Here is a 24,930-nt window from a genome sequence, read left to right on the forward strand (position 1 = left end):
CACCCCGGCGGGCCGCGCGGACGGCCCCGTCGCCCCCGACCGCGGGGCCGCGCTGCGCTTCGCGGTGCTCGGCCCGGTCCGCGCGTGGCGCGACGGCGAGCCGCTGCCCTCCGGATCGCCGCAGCAGCGGGCCCTGTTCGCCGCGCTGCTGCTGCGCGACGGGCGTACGGCGACCGCCGCCGAGCTGATCGACGCCATCTGGGGCGACGAGCCCCCGTCACAGGCCCTCGCCGCCGTCCGCACCTACGCGTCCCGGCTCCGCAAGGTCCTCCCGCCGGACGTCCTCGTCAGCGAGTCCGGCGGATACGCCATCCGCGGCGCCACCGACGGCCTCGACCTGAACGTGGCGCAGGAGCTGGCCGGCGAGGCCGAGAAGGCCCGCGCCGCCGGGGACCGCGCCCAGGCCGTGGCGCTGATCAACAAGGCGCTCGGCCTGTGGGACGGCGAGCCGCTCGCGTCCGTCCCCGGCCCGTACGCGGAGACGCAGCGCGCCCGCCTGGAGGAGTGGCGGCTCCAGCTCGTCGAGACCCGTCTCGACCTGGACCTGGAGTGCGGCCACCACGCGGAGACCGTCTCGGAGCTGACCGCGCTGACCGCCGCCCACCCGCTGCGCGAGCGGCTGCGCGAGCTGCTGATGCTCGCCCTGTACCGCAGCGGCCGGCAGGCGGAGGCCCTCGCCGTGTACGTGGACACGCGCCGTCTCCTCGCCGACGAGCTGGGCGTCGACCCGCGCCCCGAGCTGTCCCGGCTCCAACAGCGCATCCTCCGGGCGGACAGCGAGCTGGCCCAGCCGGTCGAGCCGACCGCGCCCGGCCCCCAGGCCGTCGCCCGGCCCGCCCAGCTCCCGGCCACGGTCCCGGACTTCACCGGCCGCACCTCCTTCGTACGGGACCTGTGCGACCTGCTGGCCACGGCCGAGGGCTCGGTCATGGCCGTGTCGGCGCTCGCGGGCATCGGCGGCGTCGGCAAGACCACGCTGGCGGTGCATGTCGCGCACCAGGCGCGGCCGCGCTTCCCGGACGGGCAGCTGTACGTGGACCTGATGGGCGCCGGTTCGCGGGCCGCCGAACCGGAGACCGTGCTGGGCTCGTTCCTGCGGGCGCTGGGCACACCGGACGCGCAGATCCCGGAGACGCCGGACGAGCGGGCCGCCCTCTACCGGTCGACGCTCGCCGGCCGACGGGTGCTCGTCCTGCTGGACAACGCCAGGGACGCCGCGCAGGTGCGACCGCTGCTGCCCGGTACGGAGGGATGCGCGGCGCTGGTGACCAGCCGGATCCGGATGGTGGACCTGGCGGGGGCGCATCTGGTGGACCTGGACGTGATGTCGCCGGACGAGGCGCTCCAGCTCTTCACGAAGATCGTGGGCGCCGAGCGGGTGCAGGCCGAGCGCGAGGCGGCCCTGGACGTGGTCGCCGCCTGCGGCTTCCTGCCGCTGGCCATCCGTATCGCCGCGTCCCGTCTGGCCGCGCGCCGCACCTGGACGGTCTCCGTCCTGGCCGCGAAGCTGGCGGACGAGCGGCGCCGCCTCGACGAGCTCCAGGCGGGCGACCTCGCGGTGAAGGCCACCTTCGAGCTGGGCTACGGCCAGCTGGAGCCGGCCCAGGCCCGGGCGTTCCGCCTCCTGGGCCTCGCGGACGGCCCCGACATCTCGCTGGCCGCGGCGGCCGTGGTCCTGGACCTGCCGCCGCAGGACACCGAGGACCTCCTGGAGACCCTCGTCGACGCGTCCCTCGTCGAGTCGGCCGCGCCCGGCCGCTACCGCTACCACGACCTCGTACGCCTCTACGCGCGTGCCTGCGCCGAACGGGACGAGCAGCCCCGGGCGGAGCGGGACGCGGCGATGTCCCGGCTCCTGGACTTCTACCTGGCGACGGCGGCCCGTGTGTACGCCATCGAACGGCCCGGCGACCGCCTGGTCGACCACCTGGAGCCGACCACGTACGAGGGCCTGACCTTCACCGACCGGCACACGGCGCAGGACTGGCTGTACCGGGAGGCCAACTGCCTGCTGGCCTGCGCCCGTCAGGCGACGACCGGCGGCGGCGCGGCGGGCAGCAGGCTGCGCCGCGCCGTGGACCTGCTGTGGGCGGCGAAGGACCTCACGGAGTCCGGGGCCAACTCCAAGCAGTACGAGTCGGCGGCCCTGGCGGCCCGGGACGCGGCGCACGCGGCCGGCGACGCCCGTACGGAGGGCCGTGCCCGGACGACGCTCAGCAACGTCCACCTGGTGGCGGGCCGGTACGACGAGGCGGACGAGGAGGCCCGTAACGCCCGTGAGCTGGCGGTCGGCGCGGCCGACGCGGCGCCGGTGCCCTGGGCGGACAACGACCGGGGCATCATCGCGATCGTGCAGGGCAGGCACAAGGACGCCGAGGAGCACCTCGTACGGGCCGCCGACGCGTCCCGCGAGGTCGGGAATCTGTCGAGCGTCGCCACCGCCCTGTGCAACCTCTCCCGGGTGCACCTGTTCACCGGCCGGCCCACCAGTGCCATAGACCTCGCCCGGCAGGGCATCGAGATCTTCGACCGGCTGGGCCTCTCGCTGCGGCTGGCGAACGGCCGCTACGCGCTGGGCGTCGCCCTCACGCACGCCGACCGCCACACGGAGGCGCTGGACGAGTTCGCCGAGGCGCTGCGCATCTTCGCGAAGAACCGGCAGCGGCTGTGGGAGGGCGCCACGCACTTCCGTATCGCCGAGGCGCAGCTGAAGTCCCGGCGGCCCGCGCACGCCGCCCAGCACGCCGAACAGGCCCTGGCACTGGGCTGCATCGGCGGCGACCAGATGCGCGGTCACGCCCTGACCCTTCTGGGCAAGGCGCTCCGCGCGCTCGGGCAGAGCGACCGCTCCCGCGCCTGTCTGCGCGAGGCACTCGCCCTGTACGAGCGCCTGGGCGCGCCGGAGGCGGAGGGCGTCCGGGCCCTGCTGGCCCCTTCGGCGGCGGCCTGAGCGGCCCGAGCGGCCCCGACCGGGGCGTTCAGCATTCGTTTATGCGGGTCCGACAATCTACTGGTGAACGGTCCGTCGCGTCGGGGGGCAGACGGTCCGACCGGCGCTCACCGCAGGTGAGCTGTCCTCAACGCCCGTTCGGCGGCCCTCGGGGGAGTCGCCGAGCGGGCGTTGCCAAGTCACACCGTCATCAGGGGGAAGCAGCCATGAGCGAGAAGCAGAACGAAGAGATCATCGCGGCGATGGACAACCACGTGCCCGCCCCGCCGCGGGAGGGCCTCGTCACGATGGACAACCACGTCCCGGCTCCGCCGCAGGACGGCGTCGACGCGGAAGAGACCGTCACGACGATGGACAACCACGTTCCCGCGCCGCCCATGGACGGCGTCGTGACCATGGACAACCACGTGCCGGCCCCGCCGGCACCGTAATCCTGCCCGCACGGGGTGCGGCCGCGGCGGCGCGGAGGGGGAGCCGCCGCGGCCGCTGCATGTGCGCGGCGCACGGCTGGTCCTCATGGCGCCGGGGGCTCCGCCGCCAGGCCGCCGATTCGCGCCAGGCCGCCGTTTCGCGCCAGCCGCCGTTTCGCGCCCCGGTCGCCGATTCGCGCCAGGCCGCTACCCCCGGGCCCGCAACTCCCCCTTGACCACCTTCCCCCCGGCATTCCGCGGCAGCGCCGCGACGAACTCGACCTGCCGCGGCACCTTGTAGTTGGCCATCTCGCGCCGCGACCAGGCGATCAGGTCGTCGGCCGTGAGCGTCGCGCCCGGGCGACGCACCGCGTACGCCTTCGCGACCTCCCCGAGCCGCTGGTCGGGAACACCGATCACCGCGACGTCGGCGACGTCGGGGTGGCCGGCCAGGAGATGCTCGATCTCCGCCGGATACGCGTTGAACCCGCCCACCACGAACATGTCCTTGATCCGGTCCGTGACCCGCAGGTTCCCCGCCGCGTCCAGCACCCCGACGTCCCCGGTGTGCAGCCAGCCGTCCGCGTCGACGGCCTCCGCCGTGGCGTCCGGGTCCTCGTAGTAGCCGGTCATGACGTTGTGCCCGCGCACCAGGATCTCGCCGGGGCGGCCCCGGCCCGGGGACGCGACCCGTACCTCCGTGCCGGGGATGGCCCGCCCGGACGTCGTGGCGACCGTGCGCGGGTCGTCGCCGCGCCGGCACATCGTGACCAGCCCGGTCGCCTCCGACAGGCCGTAAGCCGTGAGGACCGTCGCGACGCCCAGCTCGCCGCGGAGCCGCTCCACCAGCCGTACGGGCACCACCGCCGCGCCCGTGACGACGAGCCGCAGCCGGGACAGGTCGTGGGCGGTCCGCGCCGGATGGTCGAGGAGCGACTGGAGCAGCGTCGGCGGGCCGGGCAGCACCGAGATCCGCTCGGCGGCCAGGCAGGCCAGGACGCTGTCGGCGTCGAACACCGGCTGCGGCACGATCACCGCGCCCCGCATGAGGCAGGCGATGACGCCCGCCTTGTAGCCGAAGGTGTGGAAGAAGGGGTTCACGATCAGATACCGGTCGCCCTCCCGCAGTCCCGCGACGGCGCTCCAGATCGCGTAGCAGCGCAGCGTCTGCCGATGGGTGACCACGACGCCCTTGGGGCGGCCGGTCGTCCCGGACGTGAAGACGATGTCCGACGGGTCCGACGCCTTCACCGCGTCGGCCCGCGTCCGCACCTCGGTGACACGGACCCGGTCGCCCCCGGCGAGGAACTCCCGCCAGGTCGCGTACTCCTCCGGCGCGCTGTCCCCCAGCACCACCACCTGCTCCAGGTCCGGCAGTTCGACGCCGCTGCGGCGCAGGGACGCCACGTACGATGCCCCCAGGAACGTCCCGGTGACGAACAGCAGCCGGGCGCCGCTGCGCCGCAGGACGTGCGCGGCCTCGGCGCCCTTGAAGCGGGTGTTGACCGGCACGAGGACCCCGCCCGCCGTGACCGCGCCGAGCGCGGAGACGATCCAGTCGAGGGAGTTCGGCGCCCAGACCGCCACCCGGTCCCCCGGCTCGACACCCGCCGCGACACAGGCCGCGGCGGCCCGTTCGACGCGGTCGCCGAGCTCGCGGTACGTGATCCGGGTGCGCCCGTCGACGACCGCCTCGGCGCCCCCGTACCGCCGCGCCGCCCACCGCACCAGCCCAGGAACGCTGCCACCCCACTCCATGCCCCGACCTCCCCGACTCGTCCGCCCCAAGTACCTGACTATCCGTCAGATTAGCTGTACCCTGACGCGCTGTCAGCGGAACGGACGCCCGGCGACAGGGGTACGGGATGGCACCGCTCAAGGACGCGACGGCGATCGTCGGCATCGGACAGACCGCATTCGCCAAGCATCTCCCCGAGGACGAGAGGACCCTCGCCTGCCGGGCCGTCCTCGCCGCCCTCGACGACGCCGGCCTCGCGCCCGCCGACGTCGACGCCCTCGCCTCGTACACCATGGAGGAGACCGACGAGGTGGAGCTCGCCAAGTCCATCGGCGCGGGCGACGTCACCTTCTTCTCCCGTGTCGGCTACGGAGGCGGCGGCTCCTGCGCCACCGTCGCCCACCTCGCCGCCGCCATCGCCACCGGCCAGGCCACCGTCGGCGTCGCCTGGCGCTCCCGCAAGCGCGGCAGCGGCCCCCGCCCGTGGACCAGCACCACCGCCCAGCTCCCCACGCCCGCGCAGTGGACCCGCCCCTTCGGCCTCCTCCGCCCCGCCGACGAGATCGGCATGCTCGCCCGCCGCTACATGCACGAGTACGGCGCCACCCGCGACCACCTCTTCAACGTCGCCCTCGCCTGCCGCAACCGCGCCAACCAGAACCCCGCCGCGATCATGTTCGACCGCCCGCTCACCCGCGATATGTACATGAACTCCCGCTGGATCAGCGAGCCGCTCTGCCTCTACGACAACTGCCTGGAGACGGACGGCGCCCTCGCCTGTGTCCTCGTCTCCGCCGAGCGCGCCCGCGACTGCCGCCGCACCCCCGTTCTCGTCCACGCCGCCGCGCAGGGCCTGCCCGCCCAGCACCACGGCATGGTCAACTACTGGAACGACGACCCGCTCACCGGCCCCGCCTGGACCGCCGCCCGGCACCTCTGGAAGCACGCCGACTTCGGCCCCGAGGACATCGACGTCGCCCAGATCTACGACGCGTTCACCGCCCTCGTCCCGCTCTCCCTGGAGGGTTACGGCTTCTGCGCCCGCGGCGAGGGCGCGGCCTTCACGGAGGGCGGCGCCCTGGAGACCGGCGGCCGTCTGCCGCTCAACACGGGCGGCGGGGGCCTGTCGGAGGCGTATGTGCACGGCTTCAACCTCATCACCGAAGGCGTACGGCAACTCCGCGGCACGAGCACGGCGCAGGTCCCGGGCGCGGCGAGATGCCTGGTGACGGCGGGCGAGGGAGTCCCGACATCGGCCCTGCTGCTGAGGACGTAGAGATGCTGCCCGAAGAACACCTGCTGACGCCCGTACCGGACCCCGACGGCACGCCCTTCTGGACGTACACGGCCCGCCGTGAACTCCGCGTCCAGCACTGCGCGAGCTGCGCCGAGCCACGCTTCCCGCCCCGCCCGTGCTGCCCACGCTGCCAGTCGTTCGACAGCGAGTGGCGCAGAACGACCGGCCGGGGCCGCATCTGGTCGTATGTGGTCCCGCACCCGCCGCTTCTCCCCGCGTACGCCGCCCGCGCCCCGTACAACGTGGCCGTCGTCGAACTGGCCGACGCCCCGCGCGTCCGGCTGGTCGGCAACGTCGTCACGGCCCCCGACGCACCGCTCGACTCCCTGGACCCGGCACGGCTGCGCATCGGCGCGCCGGTGCGGGTGGTGTTCACGGAGACCGATGGCGGGCTGACGGTGCCGCGCTGGCTGCTGGAGCGGCCGTGACGGTCAGGGTGGAGCGGGAGGAGAACGGCGTGGCGGTGGTGACCCTGGACAGGCGACACCACCACAACGCGATGGACATCCGGACGGCGACCGAACTGACGGCGGTGTGGCGCGACTTCACCTTCGACGACAGCACCCGTTCGATCGTCCTGACCGGTGCGGGGGTCAGTGCCTTCTCCACGGGCATCGACAGATCGGCGGAGGTGCCGCAGCCGACGTCCCCGTACACGATCGAGGACCCGTTGCTGAGGATCGGCCCGAAGGCTAACGACCTGTGGAAGCCGGTGATCGCGGCGGTGGAGGGGATGGCCTGCGGGGGTGCCTTCTACCTCCTGGGGGAGGTGGAGTTCGTCGTGGCGTCGCGCGAGGCGACGTTCTTCGACCCGCATACGACGTACGGCATGGTCAGCGCGTACGAGGCGATCGGCATGGCGCAGCGGATGCCGTACGGGGAGGTGGCCCGGATGTGTCTGATGGGCACCGCCGAGCGGGTCTCCGCGCGGCGGGCGTACGAGACCGGCCTGGTGTCCGAGCTGACGGAGCCGGGCGGCGCGCTGGCGGCGGCGCGGTCGGCGGCGGCGGTCGTGGCCTCGTACCCGACGGAGGCGGTGCAGGGCACCGTACGGGCGGTGTGGGCCGCCCGGGAGGCGGCACGGGAGCGGGCGCTCGCCCTCGCCCCGCACCTGATCACGCTCGGGAACCTGCCGGCGGAGCGTCAGACGGAGCTGTTCGAGGCGCGGGGCAGGGGCGGGCGAGGGCGAGGGGCGTACCGGCTGCGCTAGGCGTACTGAGCGGGCGGCGCCTACGATCACCACCATGAAGCGGCCCCGCCCCCACTGGCGAACCCGCCCCGAGACCCCCGCCGACATACCGTCGGTCCGTGCCATCGACCTGGCCGCCTTCGACACACCCCTGGAGGCGGACCTGGTGGACGCGCTGCGCGAGGACCCGGCCTGGATCGACGGCCTGAACCTCGTCGCCACCGACCCTCAGGACCGCCCCGTCGCCCATGCCCTTCTGACCCGCTGCCATATCGGCACCACCCCGGCCCTGTGCCTGGCTCCGGTGGCGGTCCTGCCCGAGCACCAGCGGACGGGCGCAGGCACGGCGGCCGTCACGGCGGCACTGCGAGCCGCCGCGGAACTCGCCGAGGCGTACGTCACCGTCCTGGGCGACCCCGCCTACTACCCCCGTTTCGGCTTCACCCGCGCCTCCGCACACGGCATCGGCCTGCCCGTCGACGTCCCCGACGACGCCCTGATGGCCCTCAGCCTGGACCCTGACCGCCCGCTCCCCCGGGGCACGATCCACTACGCCCCGCCGTTCGGCATATAGCGTCCACCAGGCGGGGCCCAGGCCGGGCCGGAGCCGTCAGGCGTCGCCGCTCACCCTGCGGCGCCGGACCACGAACACCGCTCCCGCGCCCAGCGCCACGGCGGCGCCGCCCGCGAGGGTGATCTGCGGCAGGGCGGAGGACGAACCGGTCTCGGCGAGGCTGCCGGACGCGTTCGTGCCCTCCACCGGAGTGCCGGAGGCCCGACCCTGCTCCTTCACATCCACGGCGGCGTCCTTGGCACCCTCGCTCCCCCCGCGCGCGCCCTTGCCGTCCCCGCCCTTGGCGTCCCCGCCCTCGGCGTCCCCGCCCTCGGCGCCCTCGCCCTTGGCGCCCTCGCCCTTGGCGCCCTCGTCCTTGCGGCGCTTCTCCTCCTCCAGGGCCTTCCTGGCGTCGGCGAGCGCCTTGTCGGCGGCCTGCTTGGCGGCGAGCGCCTTCTCCTCCGCGACCTGCAGTGCGTAGTACTTGCGGCCCTCGGCGACGCGTTCGTCATCCCGCTTCGTGCCGGCCTCATCCGCCTTGGCGCGGGCAGAGGCCGCCTTCTCCGCGGCCGCCGTGGCCTCGGTCTCCGCGTCGGTCACCCGCTGCCGGGCAGCCGCCTTCTCCTCCGGAGTCGCGGACTCGCCCAGAGCGGCGAGCGCGGCCCGAGCGTCGGCGAGCTTCTTGTCGGCGGCGGTCCGGTCCGCCTCGGCGGCCTTCGCGATCTCGTCCGCGGCCTTGGCGACCTTGCCCAGGGCGGTCTCCGTGCCGGGCAACTCGTCGAGCACGTCGTGCTGGGCCTTCCTGGCGGCGACGGCCTGCTCGTACGCCTCCTGCGCGGCCTTCGCCGCCCTCTCCAGCTCGGCGATCGACGGCGCGGCCGCCTTCTTCCCCGTCTCCGTCCGCAGCGCGGAGACCGGCGGCTTGTCGTCGGCGAACGCGGGAGCGGCGGAAAGCAGCGCGAACGGCGCGGTAAAGGCGACGGCGATGGCGGTGGAGACGGTGCGGCGACGGTTCACGTAAGCCCTTTGGTCGAAAGGCGGAAGCACAAACGACCATGATCGTATGACCTTGATACCCAGAAGTAACAGTAGATTTCAGCCCACTTCGATGCACTGCACCGCCATGAAACTAGAGCAAATGCCCCCAAAGCAGACAGTTGCCCTAGGTGGGCGGGTTTCTCCTGTGAGTCATGTCATTCATCCACCCGTCGGGCGTCTCCACGCCTCCCGCGCGCGGGCGAGAGCCACGTGTGCACCGCGCCCCTCAGCCCCTCCGGGTCCACTTGCGCCGACCTTTGTCGACGCTGGACTGGAGGCCCCGCCCCACGCGGGAGATGCCCTTCGTGGAGCCGGAGTTGCGACACGCGTGGCCGCCACGCGCCAGCTCCTCGCCGACGTCACACCGACACGTGAGGAGGCGGCCGCCTTGCGGGTGGTGATGCCGCCGCTCGGGGCCGTCGGGGCGCAGCGCGATGCCACGCCCCGCAGCCGCGACGAGTGTCAGCTCTTCACCACACTGGTGGGCCACATGAGCCGTCCGGGAGCGATGGTTCCGGCATCGTCACCCGCGTACCAGTACAGGCCGCCCGTGCCCACACGGCCCAGCAGATCGCCCTTGCCGTCGCCGTCGAAATCACCGGCGAGCACGTGCCGCATGCCCTTCCAGCTGGAGTCGTGCCAGAGCAGCCGCGCACCACCGAGGGTGTGGCGCGCGTTGCCGGGGTACAGGTGCAGCTTGCCGTCGGCCGCGACGGCGATGACGTCGTCGTAGGTGTCCCCGTTGAGGTCGCCCGCGGCGATGAGACGCTTGTTCCACGTCTTGTCGTGCCACAGGTTGAGGCGCTGACCCGTGAGCACGCCGTCGGGCCTGCTCGGGTACCCGTACAGGGCTCCGTCATCCGCCTGAAGGGCGAGGCCGTCGCGACCGGACCCGTCGACCTTGTAGCGGGTGACCGGGCGAGCGCTGCTCCAGGTGTTGTCCTTCCACATCGGCCTTCCGGCGCCTAGCTTGCCGCCCGGTCCTGTGCCGGGGTAGAGGACCAGGGCTCCCCTGGCCGAGATGGCGGCGATGTCGGCATGCCCGTCGCCGTTGAAGTCACCGCCGATCAGCTTTCCGATGTCGCCCCAGCCGTTGTCGTGCCACAGCTCGCGACCGTACTGGAGCGTGCCGTCCGGACGACCGCTGAAGACGTGTAGAGAACCGTCGTCGAGCACCGCAACGACGTCGAGCCGACCGTCCTCGTCGAAGTCTCCCGTGGTCATGACCTCCGACACGTGATCCACGAGCGAGGTGAGGCGCACCTGCTGAATCCACGACTGGACGTCGTCGACCCGGTTCGCGAGGGCGCTGTTGCGGGTCTCGGTCTCGCCAAGGCAACCGCCTTGCCAAGCACGGTTGTTGACGGCGACCAGCTCATACTGGTCGCCGTTCCGGCGCAGTGCCGGCCCACCCGCGTCGCCCTTGCAGATGCTGTCCTCGGCGGTCCTGCCGCTCGTCCTGAGGGAGCTGCCGGACAGCATGTCGAGTGTGAAATCCGCTGTATGAATGCGGTCGGGGACCCAGGATGTCTTGGTTCGGCCATAGCCGGCGACCTTGAGCGTCTCGCCCGAAACCGGAGCGGTCGTGGCCACCGGAACCGGTGCGAGCCCCTTCGCCGGCGCGGCCAGCTGCGCCATGACCAGGTCGCGGCCCGCGTACGGTACGAGGTTGACGACCTCGGCGGCATGCCCGCCGGAAGCCGTGAGGTCAGCACGACCGATGACCGCCATCGCCTTCATGCTCGGCTTTCCCGTGGGGATGGCGAAGTCGTTCCGGAAGTCGGAGCTGAAGCAACTGCTGGCAGTGAGGACCCAATCCGGCGCGACCAGCGTGCCGGAGCACGCTCGAGCGGCGTCACCTGTGCCGATCTCGAGTTTGGCGGTGAACGAGAGGGCGCCGGACTCTGCTTGCGGCCCGGTTATCGCCTGCGCTTGGGGAGCCATGAGCGCACTGGACGCGAGCGCGGCTGCGATGAGCCACCTCGGCCAAGTGGAGCGTCGGTGTTCGACGGCCATGCCGGATTTCCATGTCTTCATCTTCATCATCTGTATCTGAAAGGGGTCAGCCGGTGACGCGCAGCTCCAGCAGGGTGGTCGGTGCCGCTCCGGTGCCCTCGCCGACACTCTCGTAGGCGCCCTTGGGGAGCTCCATGGTCGTGGTCTTGCCGTTGGCAGTGAGGTCGGCACTGATGGGGTGCGACGTGGTCGAGAGGCCCCAGACCTCGGCGATCTCCATGGTGACGAAGCCGGCGCTGGCTGTCGCCTGGAAGCAAACGTCCCCCTTTCGAGTCCACACCTTGATCTCGCCGGTGGCGTCCTTGCATTCCGTGAGTACGACGTGACCGTCACCGCGGAGGAGCTTGATTCCCCGTTCGGCAAGGATCGTCGTCGCACCGGGGTATGTGAAGTCCTCGACCGCCGGAGGGGGAATTTCACCATCCGCGGCCGTCGAGGTAGCGGTGGTCACCAGACGGTCCTGTATACCCTCACCACCGGTGAGGGTATAGCCCCCAAGTGTCGCGGCCAGGGCGCCGAAGGCGCAGACAAGCAGAGATTTGCGTGCACGAACTGTCACGTTACTTCTTCCTTCAAGAGCGAGTCGATGGTCGGGTCGTCTCACCATGGGTGCCGTGGTCAATGGCACGTGCAAGCTACCATCTTGGCCAACGGGGCCCGAGCCGCCGTAAGCTGATGTGGGGTTCGCCGTCCACGGAGGGGCTGCCTCCGCTCTGGGTGGTGAGCGAAGAACCCGGAAGTTCTGATTCCGGACTATGGATTGGCGAGGAGCAGACTTCGGTTGCCTCTCTTGTGAGGTGCATGGCGGCGAAGTTGCAGATATACATCCTGCTGTGCCGAAATCCGGCAGCTGGCAACCACGGTTGCCAGTCAGCGAGATGAGTGTGTTTCTTGCAACTGAATTATCAATCGAGAGGCAGAAGACGGAGGGCGAGAACTGCCCTCCGTCGGCTGAGCCTGGGCGTCCTGCCCCTGGCGTGTGCAGCCGGGCTGCTCGGCCAGGCACCGCCCGCCAGGGCCGACGAGGCCACGAGCCCCGCGGCGGTCAGCGGGGCCGTGTCCCCGACGCATCGAGCACTGGTGGTCGACCTGTGGAAGCGGGGCGGCCCTGGTGTCAGGGCAGCGGCGGAGGCGGCCCTCACCGGAAGCGACGATGATGTCGTCCGTTTTCTCGCCCGCTCCGGTGACGAGGAGTTCCAGGACCAAAGGGTCGCCGCCGCACAGATAGCGAGTGTGGGCGGTCGGGCCACAGTGGCCGCCGCCCGAGAGGCGCTGAACGGCAGCCCGGCGGACCTTCGGGACTTTCTGAAGGAAGGCTGGAAGGCGCCGGTCGTGGAGGATGAGCGGGTACGCGTCGCCCAGATCATCTCCAACGGTGGGCGGGGAGTCCGCGAAGCCGGCCTGGCCGCGCTGAACGGCACCCAGGAAGACATCAGGAAGTTCCTTGCCGAGGGCCAGTACGTCCAGCGCCAGCAGGACGAACGGGTCCAGGTCGCCCAGATCCTGAGCGCCGGAGGACCTGCCGTGCGTGCGGCCGCCAAGGTCGCGCTGAACGGTTCCCCCGAGGACATACGCGAGTTCCTCGAAGTGGGCCAGTTCATCGCCAGGAGCCGCGATCAGGAGTACTCGACCGTCGCCCAGCTCGCCGACCAGGCCCGGGCGGCGGGCCGTCGGGCCGCTGCCGAGACAGCTGCGGCCAAGGACGCTTCGGCGCGTGCCGTCGAGGCGTCGAAGTTGGCCAAGGCGGCGGCACTTGAGGCCGCGAGCGAGGCCGAGAAAGCGAAGGACGACTCGAAGAGGGCGGCCAGCGCGGCGAGCCGAGCCGCGCAGGCCGCCAACCAGGCCGCGGCCGCGGCACAGCAGGCGATCGACGCGGCCCAGGCCGCCAACAACTCTGCGCGCTCAGCCGCGAGCGCCGCCGCCCAAGCCGCAGCCGCCGCGGCAGGGGCGGCCAACGCCGCCTCCCACGCGCGCAGCGCCGCGGCCGCCGCGGCCACCGACGCGAAGAACGCTGCAGCCGCCCGCAAGGCCGCCGAGAACGCCCGCGCCGCCGCCAAGAGCGCCGCGGACGGCGCCGCGGCGGCCAAGCAGGCCGGTGCCGCGGCCACCGCTGCAGGAGAGGCCGCCCAGGCAGCAGCCAGCGCCGGGGGGAACGCGCTGGCCGCCGCCAACGCCGCCATTCAGGCGAGCAACTACGCGGGACAGAGCGACGCCCGCGCCGCCGAGGCCCGGGCCGCCGCCGCAGCGGCTCGTCGCCACGCCGAGGAGGCGAACCGTGCCGCCTCGGCGGCAGCGGCTCTGGCCAGGAAGTCCGCGGCGGCCGCAGCCGAGGCACATGACGCGGCGATCTCGGCGGCCAACCACGCCAACGCTGCGGCGAAGGCCGCCGACGAGGCCGCTGACCAGGCCGGTCAGGCGGCGACTGCGGCGGCGAAGGCCACGGCGCACGCCAAGTCCGCGCAGGAGGCAGCCGACGTTGCGACGGCCGCCGTCGCCAAGGCGAAGGCCACCTTCGACCTCGCACGCGACGTCGAGGCTGCCGAGCTGCTCACTCGTACGAACGCCGGAATCGAGCGGGCACGCGACGTCAAGGCCCACTACGCACAGCGCAAGGCCGACGAGGAGAACCTGCGTCGGCAGGAGAAGGAGCGCGCGGACGAGGCGCGTCGGCTCGCCGCAGAGACCACCGCACCCGGAGCGGATCCGGGCATGGTGGCCGCACAGGGGCGCAAGCTGGCCCTGCTGACGATGCGGGACGGCGGCCCCGTAAGCCGTGCGGCTGCGGCAGCCGCCCTGGCCCGCCCCGACACGGACGTCATCGAGTACGTCCGTACCGGCTGGAAGTCGGCAGCCCAGGAGGACGAGCGCGCGATGGTTGCGTTGCTGTCGACCGACAGTCCGCTGCGGTCCGTTGCCGACGCGGCGGACGAGGCGCTCAACGGCGACGCCTCCGTCATTTCGGCCTTTCTCAAGACTGGACAGTACAAGACGGCCGAGCAGGACTACCGCGTGCTCATCGCCCAGACCGTCTCCGCCGGTGGCCGCGGCGTCCAGGAGGCAGGTCGCGCAGCCCTGCAGTCGGGATCCCTCGAGAAGTACCGGGAGTTCCTAGCCACCGTTCGGTACGCCGAGCGCTACGAGGACGAGCGGGTCCGTGCCGCGCAGCTGATCAGCAACGGTGGACCTGAGGTCAAGTCGGCGGCCCGGATCGCCCTGGACGGCTCGCCGGAGCTGCTGCACACGTTCATCGAGTACGGGCGGTACAGCGCTCAGCGCAAGGACCTGCTGACCGCCACACACGTGGCACGAGTCCAGCAACTGATCTCCGAGGCGGCCGGCGTCGCCGCCACCGCGCAGAAGAACGCCGCCGAGGCGAACAGGGTCGCAGCCGTCGCCCGCAAGGCCGCCAAGGAGGCAGCGTCCTACGCCAAACAGGCCGAGGACTCCGCCGCGAGCGCCAAGAACCACGCCGTTGAGGCCGCCCAGTCCGCCAAGGAGGCCGAGGCCTCGGCCGCACGCGCAGCCGAGGCGGCCAAGACCGCCCGCCAGGCCGCGTCGAACGCCCGCAGCGCGGCGAACAGTGCGGCAGCCTCTGCAGCCCACGCCACCGTCTCATCCGAACTCGCGCACGCCGAGGCGGCCGCGGCCTGGGCCGCCGAGCGCAACGCCCGCCGCTCCGCCGCAGCGGCGGGCAAGGATGCTGACGCAGCGCGCCAGGCCGGCGAAGACGCTCTGCGGACCGCTATCGACAAGCTTCGTGCCGAAGCCGAGACCGAGCGCGCCGAAGCCCGGCGAAAGATGCACGAGGAGCAGGCAGAGGAAGGGAGGTTCAGCTTCTCCCGGTTGCAGCGTTGCGGAATTCTGGACTGCCCGAAGAAGAATGACGTCTTCGGGTGCGACAAGAAGCCGCCGACGGACCCCTTCTGCATGACGCTCGGCATGGGGAAGGTCGCCTCGCCGTACATCACGGTCATTTGGGAGATCGGCAAGACCCTCGCGGGCCTCGACTCCCTTGAGGACTGCCTTGACTACGATTTGTGGGCATGCGCGGACCTCATGACCGACGTGACCATCGGCAACAAGTTGAAGTTGCTGGGCAACGCGTACGAAGCGCTGCGGAAACTGGACCAGGTGACCGAGTGCTTCAAGTGCTTCCCCGCCGGCACGAAGGTGCTGATGGGCGACTCCTCGACGAAGAACATCGAGGACGTCCGCGTGGGCGAAATGGTGCAGGCATCGGACCCGCTCAGCGGGAGGACGGGGGCGCGCAAAGTCACACGCCTGATCGTCACGGAGGACGACAAGCTCTTCAACGAGCTGACGATCAACGGCCCGCGCGGTCCGGGGAAGATCACCGCAACGCACGAGCACCCGTTCTGGAGCCCTGCGGAGAAGCGCTGGCTCACCGCAGGTGAACTCACGGCGGGAACCGTCCTGCTGAGCGCCGACGGCAGCGCCGTCGAAGTGACGGCGAACCGCTCCTTCACGCAGCACGCCCGCACCTACAACCTCAGCGTCGACAGCCTGCACACGTACTACGTACTGGCGGGCTCGACGCCGGTGCTCGTGCACAACTCCAACTGCGGGACGATGGTGCTCGGAATCAACGAGCACTCGGAGGACCTCGTGCGCAGGCTGGAGGATGGATACACGTTCAACGGCGCCGACTATCGGGAAGTCATCGGTCAGGTGAACGGCAAACCGTTCGCCAAATGGCAAGCGGAAGTCCTGAATGTACTCCGCGGGAACCGCAAGGTGGCCATCTCCTTGAAGGGCTTCGATGGCGATACTCCCCAGGAGCAGTTCCTGAGGGCCTACCATGCCGGTCGGGGCGACAACTGGCGTTCCACTGAATGGGAGATGGGGCAGGTAGGCATCCAGGTCCAGTTGGGAAACATCGAATGGAAGAACATCACCTTCTATGATTCGAACGGCAAAATCGTTGATGTTCCAGAGCCGAACTGGTAGGTACAGCAGTGACCGATGACCCTAAGGACGAGCTCTACCGCTCCGACCGGTACTTCAAGGTGTGGCAGTACACCGTGGGCCACCGGCGACTGCTCCTGCGCAGCACTAGGGACAGGCCGCCCTTCACCCGCATCGACGTCCACTTCGGCGCGGTGGGGCTCATGCTGCTGCGCCCCGTCTATGACGGGCTGCTGATCCGGCGCGCCACCGATGAGGAGTGCGCACGAGTGAGCCGAGAATACGGTGTGGAGATGGAACCGGGGCAGCATCTCTTCGCGCTGGCGGAGGACCTGTCCAGCTTCGTGATCTCCGCCCAGCCGCAATGGCACGAGGACGAAGGCGGAGTGGACGATCCCTCCTGGTTCGGGCACATGGTCGGAACTCGCTGATCGCTCCATGAGTAAGGGCGGAGGCACCACCGGTTCGTATGGCGCCTCCGCCCCCGTTTGTCCGGTGGCCCGGGTGGCCGATCAGGGTGGAGCATCAAGGGCATGGACGCCCTTCTGAGGACCGAGCCGCCCAGATGCTGCGCTCCGGTACCGACGAGCCCGGCGGCACCTGTTGTTGGAGACCGTCTCAAGGCCAAGGGGCTTTGCGGCTCGTACACGACCTTGCTGCAAGAACCGATACCACCGGGCGGCTGGTACAGGCCAGGACCACATACATGGGAAACGCATTGGAGGATTGCAGGCGTCAAGGCGACGCATGGTCAGCTGCCTGAGCCGCCCAGGTCTTGACGGACTGACGGTGCACATCTGGACAGAGAGGCAACGACCGGAGTGTCAGGCCCATGGCCGGTGCCTCTGCCGTTCCGGTGTGCCTACATCAGTCGGCGACGACTTCCAGGAAGTAGTCGTACGCGTCAAGGTCGTAGGTGATGTCCACGTGTGCACTTAGTGCGGCCCTGTGCCGCCCATCCAGCGGGTATACATCGACCAGACCCTCGACCGGGACACCCATCAGCTCGGCAAGCCTCTCGCCGCCCACCGAGGAGACGTCCGTCTCCTGCTCGACGGCCTCGGACAGCTTGCCGTACGCAATGACAAGGTACTGCATGGGCTACTTCTGCACCTTCCGTGTGGGGTCGCCGGGCTTTGTCTGCTCACCCGTGCTCGGGTCGAATTCGCCGATGTGCTTGCCCTGCTTGTTGTACTTCTCCACAGTGCCGTGCTGCGAGTCCCACTCATAGATCTCGCCGCTCTTGGGGTCCTTCCAGCGCTTGCGTAGACCGCCGCCGCCCTGGACGGGGGTCTTCGGCGTCGCGCGCTGCGCGTTCGGGAAGGCTGGCAGGCTCTTCGGCGCGGGCTTCGGGCCGGAGTACTGCGATCCGCTGTTCCGCAGCGCGTACAGCCTGCTCTCGGCGTCCTGAATCGCGCCCTGGAGGCCCTGGCCCATACGGCCCGCGCCGTCAGCGGCGGTGTAAGCGCCGCTGACAACCAGTGTCGTGCTGGCGGCGATGGCCGGGGCGCCAGCCAGGCAGCCCACACCGGTGAGGCAGACCGCCCCGCCCGCCAGGTCACCGCTGCCACCCGCGACCATCATGACTACGCCCAGCGCCGACTCGGCAGATCCGGCGATCACGTCCGGGTTGGTGAGGATCGCCTCACCATAGACAGCAACGGTGTTGCTGGTTTCACGCAGCCAGTCCGGGATCCAGCTGTCCTCCCCCTGCACAGCCTCCTGTTCCTGCTCCTGGAACTGTCGCCAGTCCTCCTCGGTGGCGCGCCACTCCGCCTCCTCCTCCTTCTGAAGTTTGATGGCCGCCTTGAACGCCTCCACCTTCGCCTTCTCGGCGAACTTCACGTCCTTACCGGCCGCGTCAGCCGCGCGCTTGGCGTTGCCCGCGAGTGCCCACGCGGTATTAGCGAAGCCTCGCGCGAGACCCGCAGAGGACTGTGCCTCGGTCGCCGACCTGATGGCCCGAGTGGCAGCGGCCGTCGCCTTGGTCTGGGCAGCGCTGGCCGTCTTCGCGGACTCGGCCGCCCGTACGGCAGATACCGCGGCCTGGTTGGCCGCCCTGTCAGCCTGGGCGGCGTAGCCCTTCGCCTGGTCCGCCGCTGCCTGCGCCTGCTTGGCATAGGCACCGGCCTCAGCAGCGGCCTTGCGGGCGACGGCGGCGACCCGGCCCGCTTCCGCGGCGTTCCTCTGCGCGGTCGCCGCGATCCCGGCTGCCTCGGCAATCAGCCGCTGGACCTGCGCCACGTGAGTGGCAGCCAACTCGTCCTTGCGCTTGGCCTTGTACTGGCCGACCTCGATGAATGCGTGCAGCTGGGCCGCCGGTCCCTCCAGGGCGATCCTGGCTGCCGCTTTGACCTCTGGTCCCCCGGAGGAAATCAGTTGCCCGGCCCGCACCCGCTCGTCCTGAGTGCGGGACTCGTACAGGCCGGTGGTCAGGAAGTCGCGATACTCCCTGACCGACTGCGACTCCAGTGCCTCCCTTGCCGCGTTCTTCACTCCCGGCCCGCCGACGGAGTGCGCCTGGGCGATGAAGACCCGAAGGTCCTGTATCACAGCCTCGTACTGGCCGGTGGTCAAGAACGCGCTGATGGCCCCGGCATCACCGTCGAGCGCATGAGCCGCTGCGGCACGAAGCGTGCCCGACCGGGGCGTCAGCGCGAGCTGCGCCACCTGGGCACGCTCATCCATGCGTGTCGCTTCCTGCCAGCCGTCGCGCAGGTACTCGACCATGTCGACGTCCGAGCCTGCGAGGGCGACCTCGGCGGCCGTGCGGGCCCACGGGCCGTGCACGCGTAGGGACTTGACAGCGGCCTTGCGCCCCTCGGCCGCAAGGGCGGAGGTATCGACGCCGGACTCGGCAGCCCGAACGGCGAGGCGGCGGAACTCGACGTCAAGGCCCTCGGCCTGTCGGCGCACGCGGGCCTGCGCGGCCGCGCGCTGTTCCTCCAGCGCCTTGAGATCGCGGGCTTGCTCGATGCCCTGGTTGGTACGGGCGACCAGCCCGTCGGCCTCTACCTGTCGGGCCAGGTCGTGGGTAGTCTTCGCCTTTTCGACCGCCGAGACCGCGGTCTCCGCGGCTTCCTTGGCCGCCTTGGCGTGGGCGGTAGCGGCGGTAGCAGCCTTGACGGTATCGCCGGCGTGGTCAGCCGCCTCGTCGGCTGCCTTGGCGGCTGCTCGCGCATGGGATGCCGCGGACTTGGCCGCGTCACGAGCCTCGTTGGCGGCGCGCGCCGCCTTACGGGCCAGCGCCCCTGCGGCGTTGGCGGCACGAGTGGCCTCCGCCGCGTGACGGCGAGTGGCTGCGGCTGCCACCGCAGCCGTGGCCGAGTGCGCACCCGCTTGGCCGGCGTAGCCGCTAGCGGCTGTGGCTGCGTCGGCGGCCGCGGTGGCGTTGGCACCCGCGGCCGCCGCCGCCCTCGCGGCATCACCGGCAGCCGCTGCCGCGACACCGGCCTGTTCGGCGGCCTGAGAGGCTATGTCGGCGCCCTTGGCCGCGACACGGGCATCCTCGGCTGCCCTGCGGGCGGCGGATACCTTTCCGGCGTCGGTGGCCGCAGCGGCGGCCGCACCACGGGCACGTGCGGCGGCGTTGGCGGCACCCGCGGCGGCCGACGCGGTCTGGGCCGCGGCATTGGCGGCGACACGGGCGGAGTTGTTGGCGGCGCGCGCGGCGCCGATGGCCTGCTGGGCCGCGGTCGCGGCCTGACCGGCGGCCGATGCGGCGCGGGATGCCGCCGCAGCGGCGCGCACCGAGTCCTTCCCGGCAGCCTCGGTCTCCTTGGAAGCCTTCAGTGCTGCTTCCTTGGCCAGCTGGGACGCGGCAACCGCACGGGCCGACGCGTCTTTGGCGGCCTGGGTCTCCTTGGCCGCCTGCCGTCCCGCCTCCCGGGCCTGCCCTGCGAGCTCCGCGACGGTGGCGTACTCCTGGTCACGGGCGCGGGCCACGTGCTGGCCGACCTCCAGGAACTCGCGGATATCATCCGGCGAGCCCTCTAGCGCAATCCGGCCGGCCGTACGCACGTTGGTGCCACCTGTGCTGATGATCTGCGCCGATTGGACACGCTCATCCTGCTCGCGACTGTCGTACTGGCTCTCACTCAGGAACCGGCGAAGGTCTTCGGGCGTCCCTTCGAGCGCGGCGCGACCTGCTTCCTGGACGCCACGACCTCCGGTGCTGATGATCTGCGCGACGCGGACCCGCATATCCTGCGTGAGCGGCTCCTGCCAGCCGTCTTTGAGGAAGTTCCGCAGGTCCTCCGGGGTTCCGTTCAGGGCGTTGCGCGCGGCTTCCTGGAGGCCGCGCCCGCCGATACTGTGGATCTGCGCGACGGCGACCCGGTCATCCTGCAAGGCGGCACCGTCAGCCACTATGTCCAGAAAACGCCGTACATCCTCATCGCTGCCCGTGAGAGCAGCCTCGGCTGCGGCACGTACTCCGGGGCCGCCGGTCTTCCAGCGCTCGACGACCTTCCCCCGGTCAGTGGGCGGGATGGCTGCCAGCGCACCCTGTCCCGCAGACTGGGTGATATCGCTGACTGCCGCGCCAGAAACAGCGGGCACGGCGGCCGCAGCGGCCGGGCTCACACCGAGCAGGCCCACCGTAAGGGAAGTGGACAACAGACCCGCGCTGAGCGTGCGTAGCGTCACTCGGGACTTCCCCTTGTTGCCCCTGAAGAGCTCTGTTGGTCTCAAAGTCACTCATCTCGTAGTCCGGTCACACATGCCTTGGAGAGCCGTGTGCTGAGTTGACGAGGTGAGAGTAGGCACGAGATCACAACTGCTACTTCATGATTTGTCAGCTTCTCGCCATGGCGAGCGGGATTATGACTGGCAGGCGTACGCTGGCGCAGCGAGCAGCTCCCCTTCCGGTAGTCCGCAGTCAAGACCGTCCGAACGGCCAGGCCGCTATGCGGGTTGCTGGAGCGTCGGTTCGCTGGGCTTGGCCCGCTATCAGGAGCGCACTGGCTCGGGACCGCGATGGGCGCCGATTCGAGGGTGTCTGTTCCGGGCCCCACCGATGTTCGAGTGGTGTGAACCGCCCAGCTGAGAGCGGTGCCGTCGCTGCCATCACGGGCGTACCGCAACGGAGGTTTCATCCCGATATGCCCAGCCAACCCCCTGAGAACTCGCCGGGTTCATACCCTCGGGCGCCAGGTGGGTACGGGGCGGCGCCTTCGACCGCGAAATGACGGGCGGGACGTACTCCGGCACGTTCTATCTGGATCCAGTCACGGACGCCACCTACTTCGACACGACCAATCCGAACGTTCCGTCAGATCCGGGCCGTGATCGAGTCCTGCGGTTTCCCTGCCGAGCCAAGGCGAGGGTGCCCAAAAGATCGATCATCCAGGACAGCTCATGGTTCGGCGTCGCTTGACCTTCTGACCGGACTCAGGGGCGGTGTCGCGGAGGACCCGATTCACCTCCTCGACACCGCTCTGTCCGCGGTTGGTGCAGCGGCCGGGAAGCCGGTGCGGCTCAGGTGTCTGACGCGATCCGGTCGCCGTAGACTCGCGGGCGTGGACACCATGAAGTGCACCCAGTGCGGCACGGTCGGGCTGGAGCCCGGGTTCGTCGAGGACGCCGGTGAGTCCTCCCGGGGGTACGCCCGGTGGGTCGCCGGGGCGCTTGAGCGCGGCATCTTCGGTGGGGCCAAGCGCATGGGGCGGCCCCGGTGGCAGATCGATGCGGGGCGGTGTCCTCAGTGCGGGCATCTGGAGCTGTTCGCGCGGCAGCCTGGGTGAGCGGCGCGCCAACCGGCTTATCGGGTATCCAGGTTGGCGGCAGCTCGTCGCCATGCGTGGACATGGCTGGGCTGCTGGTGCCGGACGGGTGGCGGAAGATCTTCCAGACATGGCGCCGAAGCCGCCGGTACGGACGCGGGGCGGGGCGGCGGCGGCCCGACTGCCGCATCGTGCCTCGCATCGATCGCGACAGTCGGGCCCTGGTGCCATTGACGGGGCATCCCGCCGATCCGCTCGCGTTGCGGTCCCCCGCGCCGCCGCCCGGCCAGGCTGCACGCGGACAAGGGCGATGACTTCGACGACCTGCCGCCGCTGGGCGGTGGAACGGACGATGACCCGGCTCAGCGGCTGCCGCCATCCGCACTCGCCGCTACGAGCGCGGGGCCGAGCACTCCCACGCCTTCGTCGGCATCGCCGGCGCCCTCATCCGCCACCGCCGCCCTGGGTCAGCTCATGGTGCGGTTGGCGCTGCTGACGACGCACTTGCTGTACTCGGAGCCGTTGCCCGTGCCTGTGTAGGGGGTGCCGGCCTCGGTGGACTTGGAGCCGTTCGCCGTGACGGCGAGGTCGTTGACGCGCGCGGTGGCGACGGTGACACCCTGTCCGGCGTCGCCCTTGAACTGGACGGTCACGTCGTAGTCGTAGTCCAGCGAGCTGTCGTTGGTGACGGTGAGGCGGGCGACGAGGTTCTTGCCGGTGGCGTCCAGCTTGCACTCGTCGATACGGATGTCGCGGATGGCCCTGTTGGAGCTGGAGCCGCCACCGCCGGAGACGGAGCCGCCGCCACTGCTGCCGGAGCCGCCGTTGTCGGTGTCGCCGCCGTGGTTGCCGCCGGAGCTCGAGCTGGAGCTGCTGGAGCTGGAGCCGCCGCAGCTGCCGCCGCCGGAGCCACGGGCGCCGGTGAGCGCCACGAGAACGACACCGAAGACGGCCACAGCACGAACATGACGCATTTTCATGTTTCAACCCCCGTTGAAAGTGGAATACTGGCCCGCTCATTTGGCGCGCGCACGTCACCCTAGCAGCGAAGGGGACGACGTATGGATGTCAGGCGGTTCCCGGCCCGCGACCTGGGTACCCGGCGGCTGAACGGAGACCCGGAGCAGGACAAGGACCAGAGCGAGGAGGCCGAGGATGATCCGCAATGTCATCGGCGCGGTGCTGGCCGTCGTGGGAGCGGCCGCCGCTGTGTGGAGTCCCTTCGTCGCCTGGTACGAGGGCCGCCTCGGCAGGTACTACGAGATCGATGACCCGTTCACGGGGATCACGGCGGAGAGAGCGGACCTGTGGACCTCGTTGTTCCTGGTCATGGCCGTCGCGGGCGTAGTGACGCTGGTGGGACTGCTGCTGCGGTCCCGGCTGACGGTGCTGCTGGCCGGGATCATCGTGCTGGGCTTCACGATCCTTTGGATGGTCCGCCAGGGCCAGGCGGCCGGGAACCTGACGGTGACCGGTGACGACACAGGCGTCGGCTGGGGTGTGGCGCTCGCCCTGGGCGGCGGGCTGCTGTTGCTGCTGGCGGCGGCGGTGATGACGGGCAGGGTGCGACGCGCACCGGCGTACGTCGAGCACGAGCACGGGAACCACAACGTCGGCGGCCCCCGCCACGCACGCTCCCGCGACAACACCCGGCACGACGTCATCCCGGGCCCCGACCGCCCCGAATACCCGGGCTACCCGGACGAGCCGCCACCGGACGAACGGCGCACCTGAGCCACCCGAGGGGGTTTTCGGCCACCACCCGGGGTCAGACGCCGGCAGGAGACCTGGGGCCCGCGCCCCCAGGCGTCAGCGGGACGGCGTGCGGCCTGTCGCCGTGCCCTTCACCGCGTCGAGCGCGTACACGCACCGGTCCTTGCTGCACGCGTACACCACACCCGCCCGCGCGACCGGCGACCCCGTGATCTCGCCGCCCGTCGTGAGCTTCCAGCGCAGCTGGCCGCCCCCCGCGTCCAGGGTGTAGAGGACGTGGTCGGCGGAGCCGAAGTGGATGCGGCCGTCGGCGACTACGGGCGCGCCGATGATCTCGCCGGCCGCGGCGAACCGCCACTTGGGCGTACCGGTCACCGCGTCCAGCGTGTACAGCGCGCTGCCGCTGCCGACATGGACGTTGCCGTTCGCGACGAGGACGGGCTCGATCGACTGGCGCGACTCCGTCGCGATGCGCCACCTGTCCTTGCCGGTCGTGGCGTCGAGGGCGTACACCGTGCCCAGGTAGTCGGCCAGGTAGACACCACCGCCCGTCACCGCGGGCCCGGGTGCGAAGGCCGGCGGGGAGAGGAAGACCGCCGGGGACTCGAAGTGCCACCGCACGTGTCCCGACATGATGTCGACCGACAGGACGCGCGTCCCGGCCGCCACATACACGTACCCGTCCTCCGCCGGCGTGACCCGCACCGGCACACCGCCGCAGGACGCCGGGTCGCCGATGGGGTACGACCAGCGCTCGGTGCCCGTGCGGGCGTCGAGGGCGCGCAGCCGGGCGTCCTGCCAGACGTACACCGTGTCGCCGTGGACGGCGGGACCGGCCTCGGGCGTCTCGAAGTCGCTCTGGGCGCCGCCGAGCTCCCAGAGCTTGGCACCGTTGGACGCCTCCCATGCCTGTACGCCGCCGCCGCGCGTACCGGTCACCACCGTGCCGCGGTCGGCCTTGAGGGAGTACACCCAGGCGTCGGTCTGGAGCCGCCACAGCTCCCCGGCGTCGGCGGCGTCCAGCGCGTACAGCGTCGGGCCGTCGGAGGCGTGGATACGGCCCGACGCCACGGCCATGGACCAGGCCACGTCCCGGGTCTTGAACTGGCGGCGGCCGGTCGCCACGTCCAGGGCGTGGACCTCGAAGGAGGTGACGTAGAGAAGGTCGCCGTCGACGACGGGGGTGCCCCACACGTCGTTCGACATGCGGAACCGCCAGGGGCGCCAGTGCCCGGGCGCGGCCACCGTGGGGCCGCCGTCCGGGCCGCCGGTCGCCTGGCCGGGCACGGCGGGCGCGGACCCGGCCGGACCGCCGGGGCCACCGGGACCGTTCGGCCCGGTGCCGGGGAGCGGGTGGCCCGTGGGGGGCGGCAGGGC

General features: G+C 71.1%; 18 protein-coding genes and 2 pseudogenes. 12 read left to right on the forward strand and 8 right to left on the reverse strand.

What is annotated here, in order from left to right; genetic code table 11:
* The coding region (locus FVS66_RS02665) for an AfsR/SARP family transcriptional regulator (RefSeq protein WP_149179325.1) at nucleotides 1-2,950 on the forward strand (2,950 nt) is incomplete at its 5' end.
* A 206-nt stretch (nucleotides 2,951-3,156) separates the two neighbouring features.
* Entirely contained in the window at nucleotides 3,157-3,381 is a 225-nt protein-coding gene (locus tag FVS66_RS02670; protein WP_262386773.1) for a hypothetical protein, read from the forward strand.
* A 186-nt stretch (nucleotides 3,382-3,567) separates the two neighbouring features.
* On the opposite strand, the gene FVS66_RS02675 is transcribed toward FVS66_RS02670, so the two are convergent.
* The gene (locus FVS66_RS02675; RefSeq protein ID WP_149179326.1) at nucleotides 3,568-5,118 is read right to left on the reverse strand and encodes a FadD3 family acyl-CoA ligase; all 1,551 of its coding nucleotides are present in this window, start codon (nucleotides 5,116-5,118) and stop codon (nucleotides 3,568-3,570) included.
* Nucleotides 5,119-5,225: 107 nt separating this feature from the next.
* Here FVS66_RS02675 and FVS66_RS02680 point away from each other — a divergent pair, with 107 nt between their 5' ends.
* The 4 genes from FVS66_RS02680 to FVS66_RS02695 are packed head-to-tail and all read left to right on the forward strand — an operon-like array spanning nucleotide 5,226 to nucleotide 8,158.
* On the forward strand, nucleotides 5,226-6,374 hold the full coding sequence (locus FVS66_RS02680) for a lipid-transfer protein (protein ID WP_149179327.1): 1,149 nt from the start codon (nucleotides 5,226-5,228) through the stop codon (nucleotides 6,372-6,374).
* Nucleotides 6,375-6,376: 2 nt separating this feature from the next.
* Nucleotides 6,377-6,823 carry an OB-fold domain-containing protein gene (locus FVS66_RS02685; protein ID WP_149179328.1) on the forward strand — a complete coding sequence of 149 codons (447 nt, stop codon included), beginning with the start codon at nucleotides 6,377-6,379 and terminating at the stop codon, nucleotides 6,821-6,823.
* Nucleotides 6,820-7,605: an enoyl-CoA hydratase/isomerase family protein gene (locus FVS66_RS02690; RefSeq protein WP_149179329.1), complete on the forward strand. Its 786-nt coding sequence runs from the start codon at nucleotides 6,820-6,822 to the stop codon at nucleotides 7,603-7,605. The genes FVS66_RS02685 and FVS66_RS02690 overlap by 4 nt, the downstream gene beginning before the upstream one ends.
* 34 nt (nucleotides 7,606-7,639) lie before the next feature.
* A complete protein-coding gene (locus tag FVS66_RS02695; RefSeq protein WP_149179330.1) occupies nucleotides 7,640-8,158 on the forward strand; it encodes a GNAT family N-acetyltransferase in 519 nt (172 codons plus the stop codon).
* Nucleotides 8,159-8,194: 36 nt separating this feature from the next.
* Here the strand turns inward: FVS66_RS02695 and FVS66_RS02700 are convergent, their stop codons facing one another.
* The 3 genes from FVS66_RS02700 to FVS66_RS02710 all read right to left on the reverse strand — a co-directional run bounded on the left by FVS66_RS02700 (nucleotide 8,195) and on the right by FVS66_RS02710 (nucleotide 11,642).
* Entirely contained in the window at nucleotides 8,195-9,154 is a 960-nt protein-coding gene (locus tag FVS66_RS02700; protein WP_149179331.1) for an LAETG motif-containing sortase-dependent surface protein, read from the reverse strand.
* 483 nt (nucleotides 9,155-9,637) lie between these two features.
* Entirely contained in the window at nucleotides 9,638-11,221 is a 1,584-nt protein-coding gene (locus tag FVS66_RS02705; RefSeq protein ID WP_149179332.1) for a trypsin-like serine protease, read from the reverse strand.
* Between the two features lie 16 nt (nucleotides 11,222-11,237).
* A complete protein-coding gene (locus FVS66_RS02710; protein ID WP_262386774.1) occupies nucleotides 11,238-11,642 on the reverse strand; it encodes a hypothetical protein in 405 nt (134 codons plus the stop codon).
* A 431-nt stretch (nucleotides 11,643-12,073) separates the two neighbouring features.
* On the opposite strand from FVS66_RS02710, the gene FVS66_RS02715 reads away from it, so the two are divergent.
* Nucleotides 12,074-16,159, forward strand: a complete 4,086-nt coding sequence (locus FVS66_RS02715; RefSeq protein ID WP_149179333.1) for a polymorphic toxin-type HINT domain-containing protein — start codon at nucleotides 12,074-12,076, stop codon at nucleotides 16,157-16,159.
* An 8-nt stretch (nucleotides 16,160-16,167) separates the two neighbouring features.
* Nucleotides 16,168-16,548, forward strand: a complete 381-nt coding sequence (locus FVS66_RS02720; protein WP_149179334.1) for a hypothetical protein — start codon at nucleotides 16,168-16,170, stop codon at nucleotides 16,546-16,548.
* 436 nt (nucleotides 16,549-16,984) lie between these two features.
* Here FVS66_RS02720 and FVS66_RS02725 read toward each other — a convergent pair whose 3' ends face one another.
* A complete protein-coding gene (locus tag FVS66_RS02725) occupies nucleotides 16,985-17,215 on the reverse strand; it encodes a hypothetical protein (protein ID WP_149179335.1) in 231 nt (76 codons plus the stop codon).
* A 3-nt stretch (nucleotides 17,216-17,218) separates the two neighbouring features.
* The gene (locus tag FVS66_RS02730) at nucleotides 17,219-20,764 is read right to left on the reverse strand and encodes a colicin E3/pyocin S6 family cytotoxin (RefSeq protein WP_262386775.1); all 3,546 of its coding nucleotides are present in this window, start codon (nucleotides 20,762-20,764) and stop codon (nucleotides 17,219-17,221) included.
* A gap of 881 nt (nucleotides 20,765-21,645) precedes the next feature.
* Between FVS66_RS02730 and FVS66_RS02735 the strand changes: the two genes are divergently transcribed.
* The 3 genes and pseudogenes from FVS66_RS02735 to FVS66_RS36720 all read left to right on the forward strand — a co-directional run.
* Nucleotides 21,646-21,861, forward strand: a complete 216-nt coding sequence (locus tag FVS66_RS02735; protein WP_149179341.1) for a hypothetical protein — start codon at nucleotides 21,646-21,648, stop codon at nucleotides 21,859-21,861.
* A gap of 188 nt (nucleotides 21,862-22,049) precedes the next feature.
* Nucleotides 22,050-22,156 (forward strand): annotated as a pseudogene (locus FVS66_RS36715) (IS5/IS1182 family transposase); the annotation flags it as partial.
* An 8-nt stretch (nucleotides 22,157-22,164) separates the two neighbouring features.
* Nucleotides 22,165-22,301, forward strand: a pseudogene (locus tag FVS66_RS36720) (IS5/IS1182 family transposase); the annotation flags it as partial.
* A 6-nt stretch (nucleotides 22,302-22,307) separates the two neighbouring features.
* On the opposite strand, the gene FVS66_RS02740 reads toward FVS66_RS36720, so the two are convergent.
* On the reverse strand, nucleotides 22,308-22,796 hold the full coding sequence (locus FVS66_RS02740) for a hypothetical protein (protein ID WP_262386776.1): 489 nt from the start codon (nucleotides 22,794-22,796) through the stop codon (nucleotides 22,308-22,310).
* 199 nt (nucleotides 22,797-22,995) lie between these two features.
* Between FVS66_RS02740 and FVS66_RS02745 the strand changes: the two genes are divergently transcribed.
* Nucleotides 22,996-23,574: a hypothetical protein gene (locus FVS66_RS02745; RefSeq protein WP_149179337.1), complete on the forward strand. Its 579-nt coding sequence runs from the start codon at nucleotides 22,996-22,998 to the stop codon at nucleotides 23,572-23,574.
* Nucleotides 23,575-23,649: 75 nt separating this feature from the next.
* On the opposite strand, the gene FVS66_RS02750 is transcribed toward FVS66_RS02745, so the two are convergent.
* Nucleotides 23,650-24,930 (reverse strand): PQQ-binding-like beta-propeller repeat protein (locus FVS66_RS02750; protein ID WP_262386777.1); only part of this gene is annotated, 1,281 nt, incomplete at its 5' end.

Source organism: Streptomyces sp. TRM49041 (genome assembly GCF_008271805.1).
Taxonomy (GTDB): Bacteria; Actinomycetota; Actinomycetes; order Streptomycetales; family Streptomycetaceae; genus Streptomyces.

Coding starts and splice junctions, on each gene's coding strand:
- FVS66_RS02705 (WP_149179332.1), bottom strand. CDS start 11,221: ATGATGAAGATGAAGACATGGAAATCCGGCATGGCCGTCGAACACCGA.
- FVS66_RS02735 (WP_149179341.1), top strand. CDS start 21,646: ATGAAGTGCACCCAGTGCGGCACGGTCGGGCTGGAGCCCGGGTTCGTC.
- FVS66_RS02685 (WP_149179328.1), top strand. CDS start 6,377: ATGCTGCCCGAAGAACACCTGCTGACGCCCGTACCGGACCCCGACGGC.
- FVS66_RS02745 (WP_149179337.1), top strand. CDS start 22,996: ATGATCCGCAATGTCATCGGCGCGGTGCTGGCCGTCGTGGGAGCGGCC.
- FVS66_RS02680 (WP_149179327.1), top strand. CDS start 5,226: ATGGCACCGCTCAAGGACGCGACGGCGATCGTCGGCATCGGACAGACC.
- FVS66_RS02670 (WP_262386773.1), top strand. CDS start 3,157: ATGAGCGAGAAGCAGAACGAAGAGATCATCGCGGCGATGGACAACCAC.
- FVS66_RS02695 (WP_149179330.1), top strand. CDS start 7,640: ATGAAGCGGCCCCGCCCCCACTGGCGAACCCGCCCCGAGACCCCCGCC.
- FVS66_RS02725 (WP_149179335.1), bottom strand. CDS start 17,215: ATGCAGTACCTTGTCATTGCGTACGGCAAGCTGTCCGAGGCCGTCGAG.
- FVS66_RS02675 (WP_149179326.1), bottom strand. CDS start 5,118: ATGGAGTGGGGTGGCAGCGTTCCTGGGCTGGTGCGGTGGGCGGCGCGG.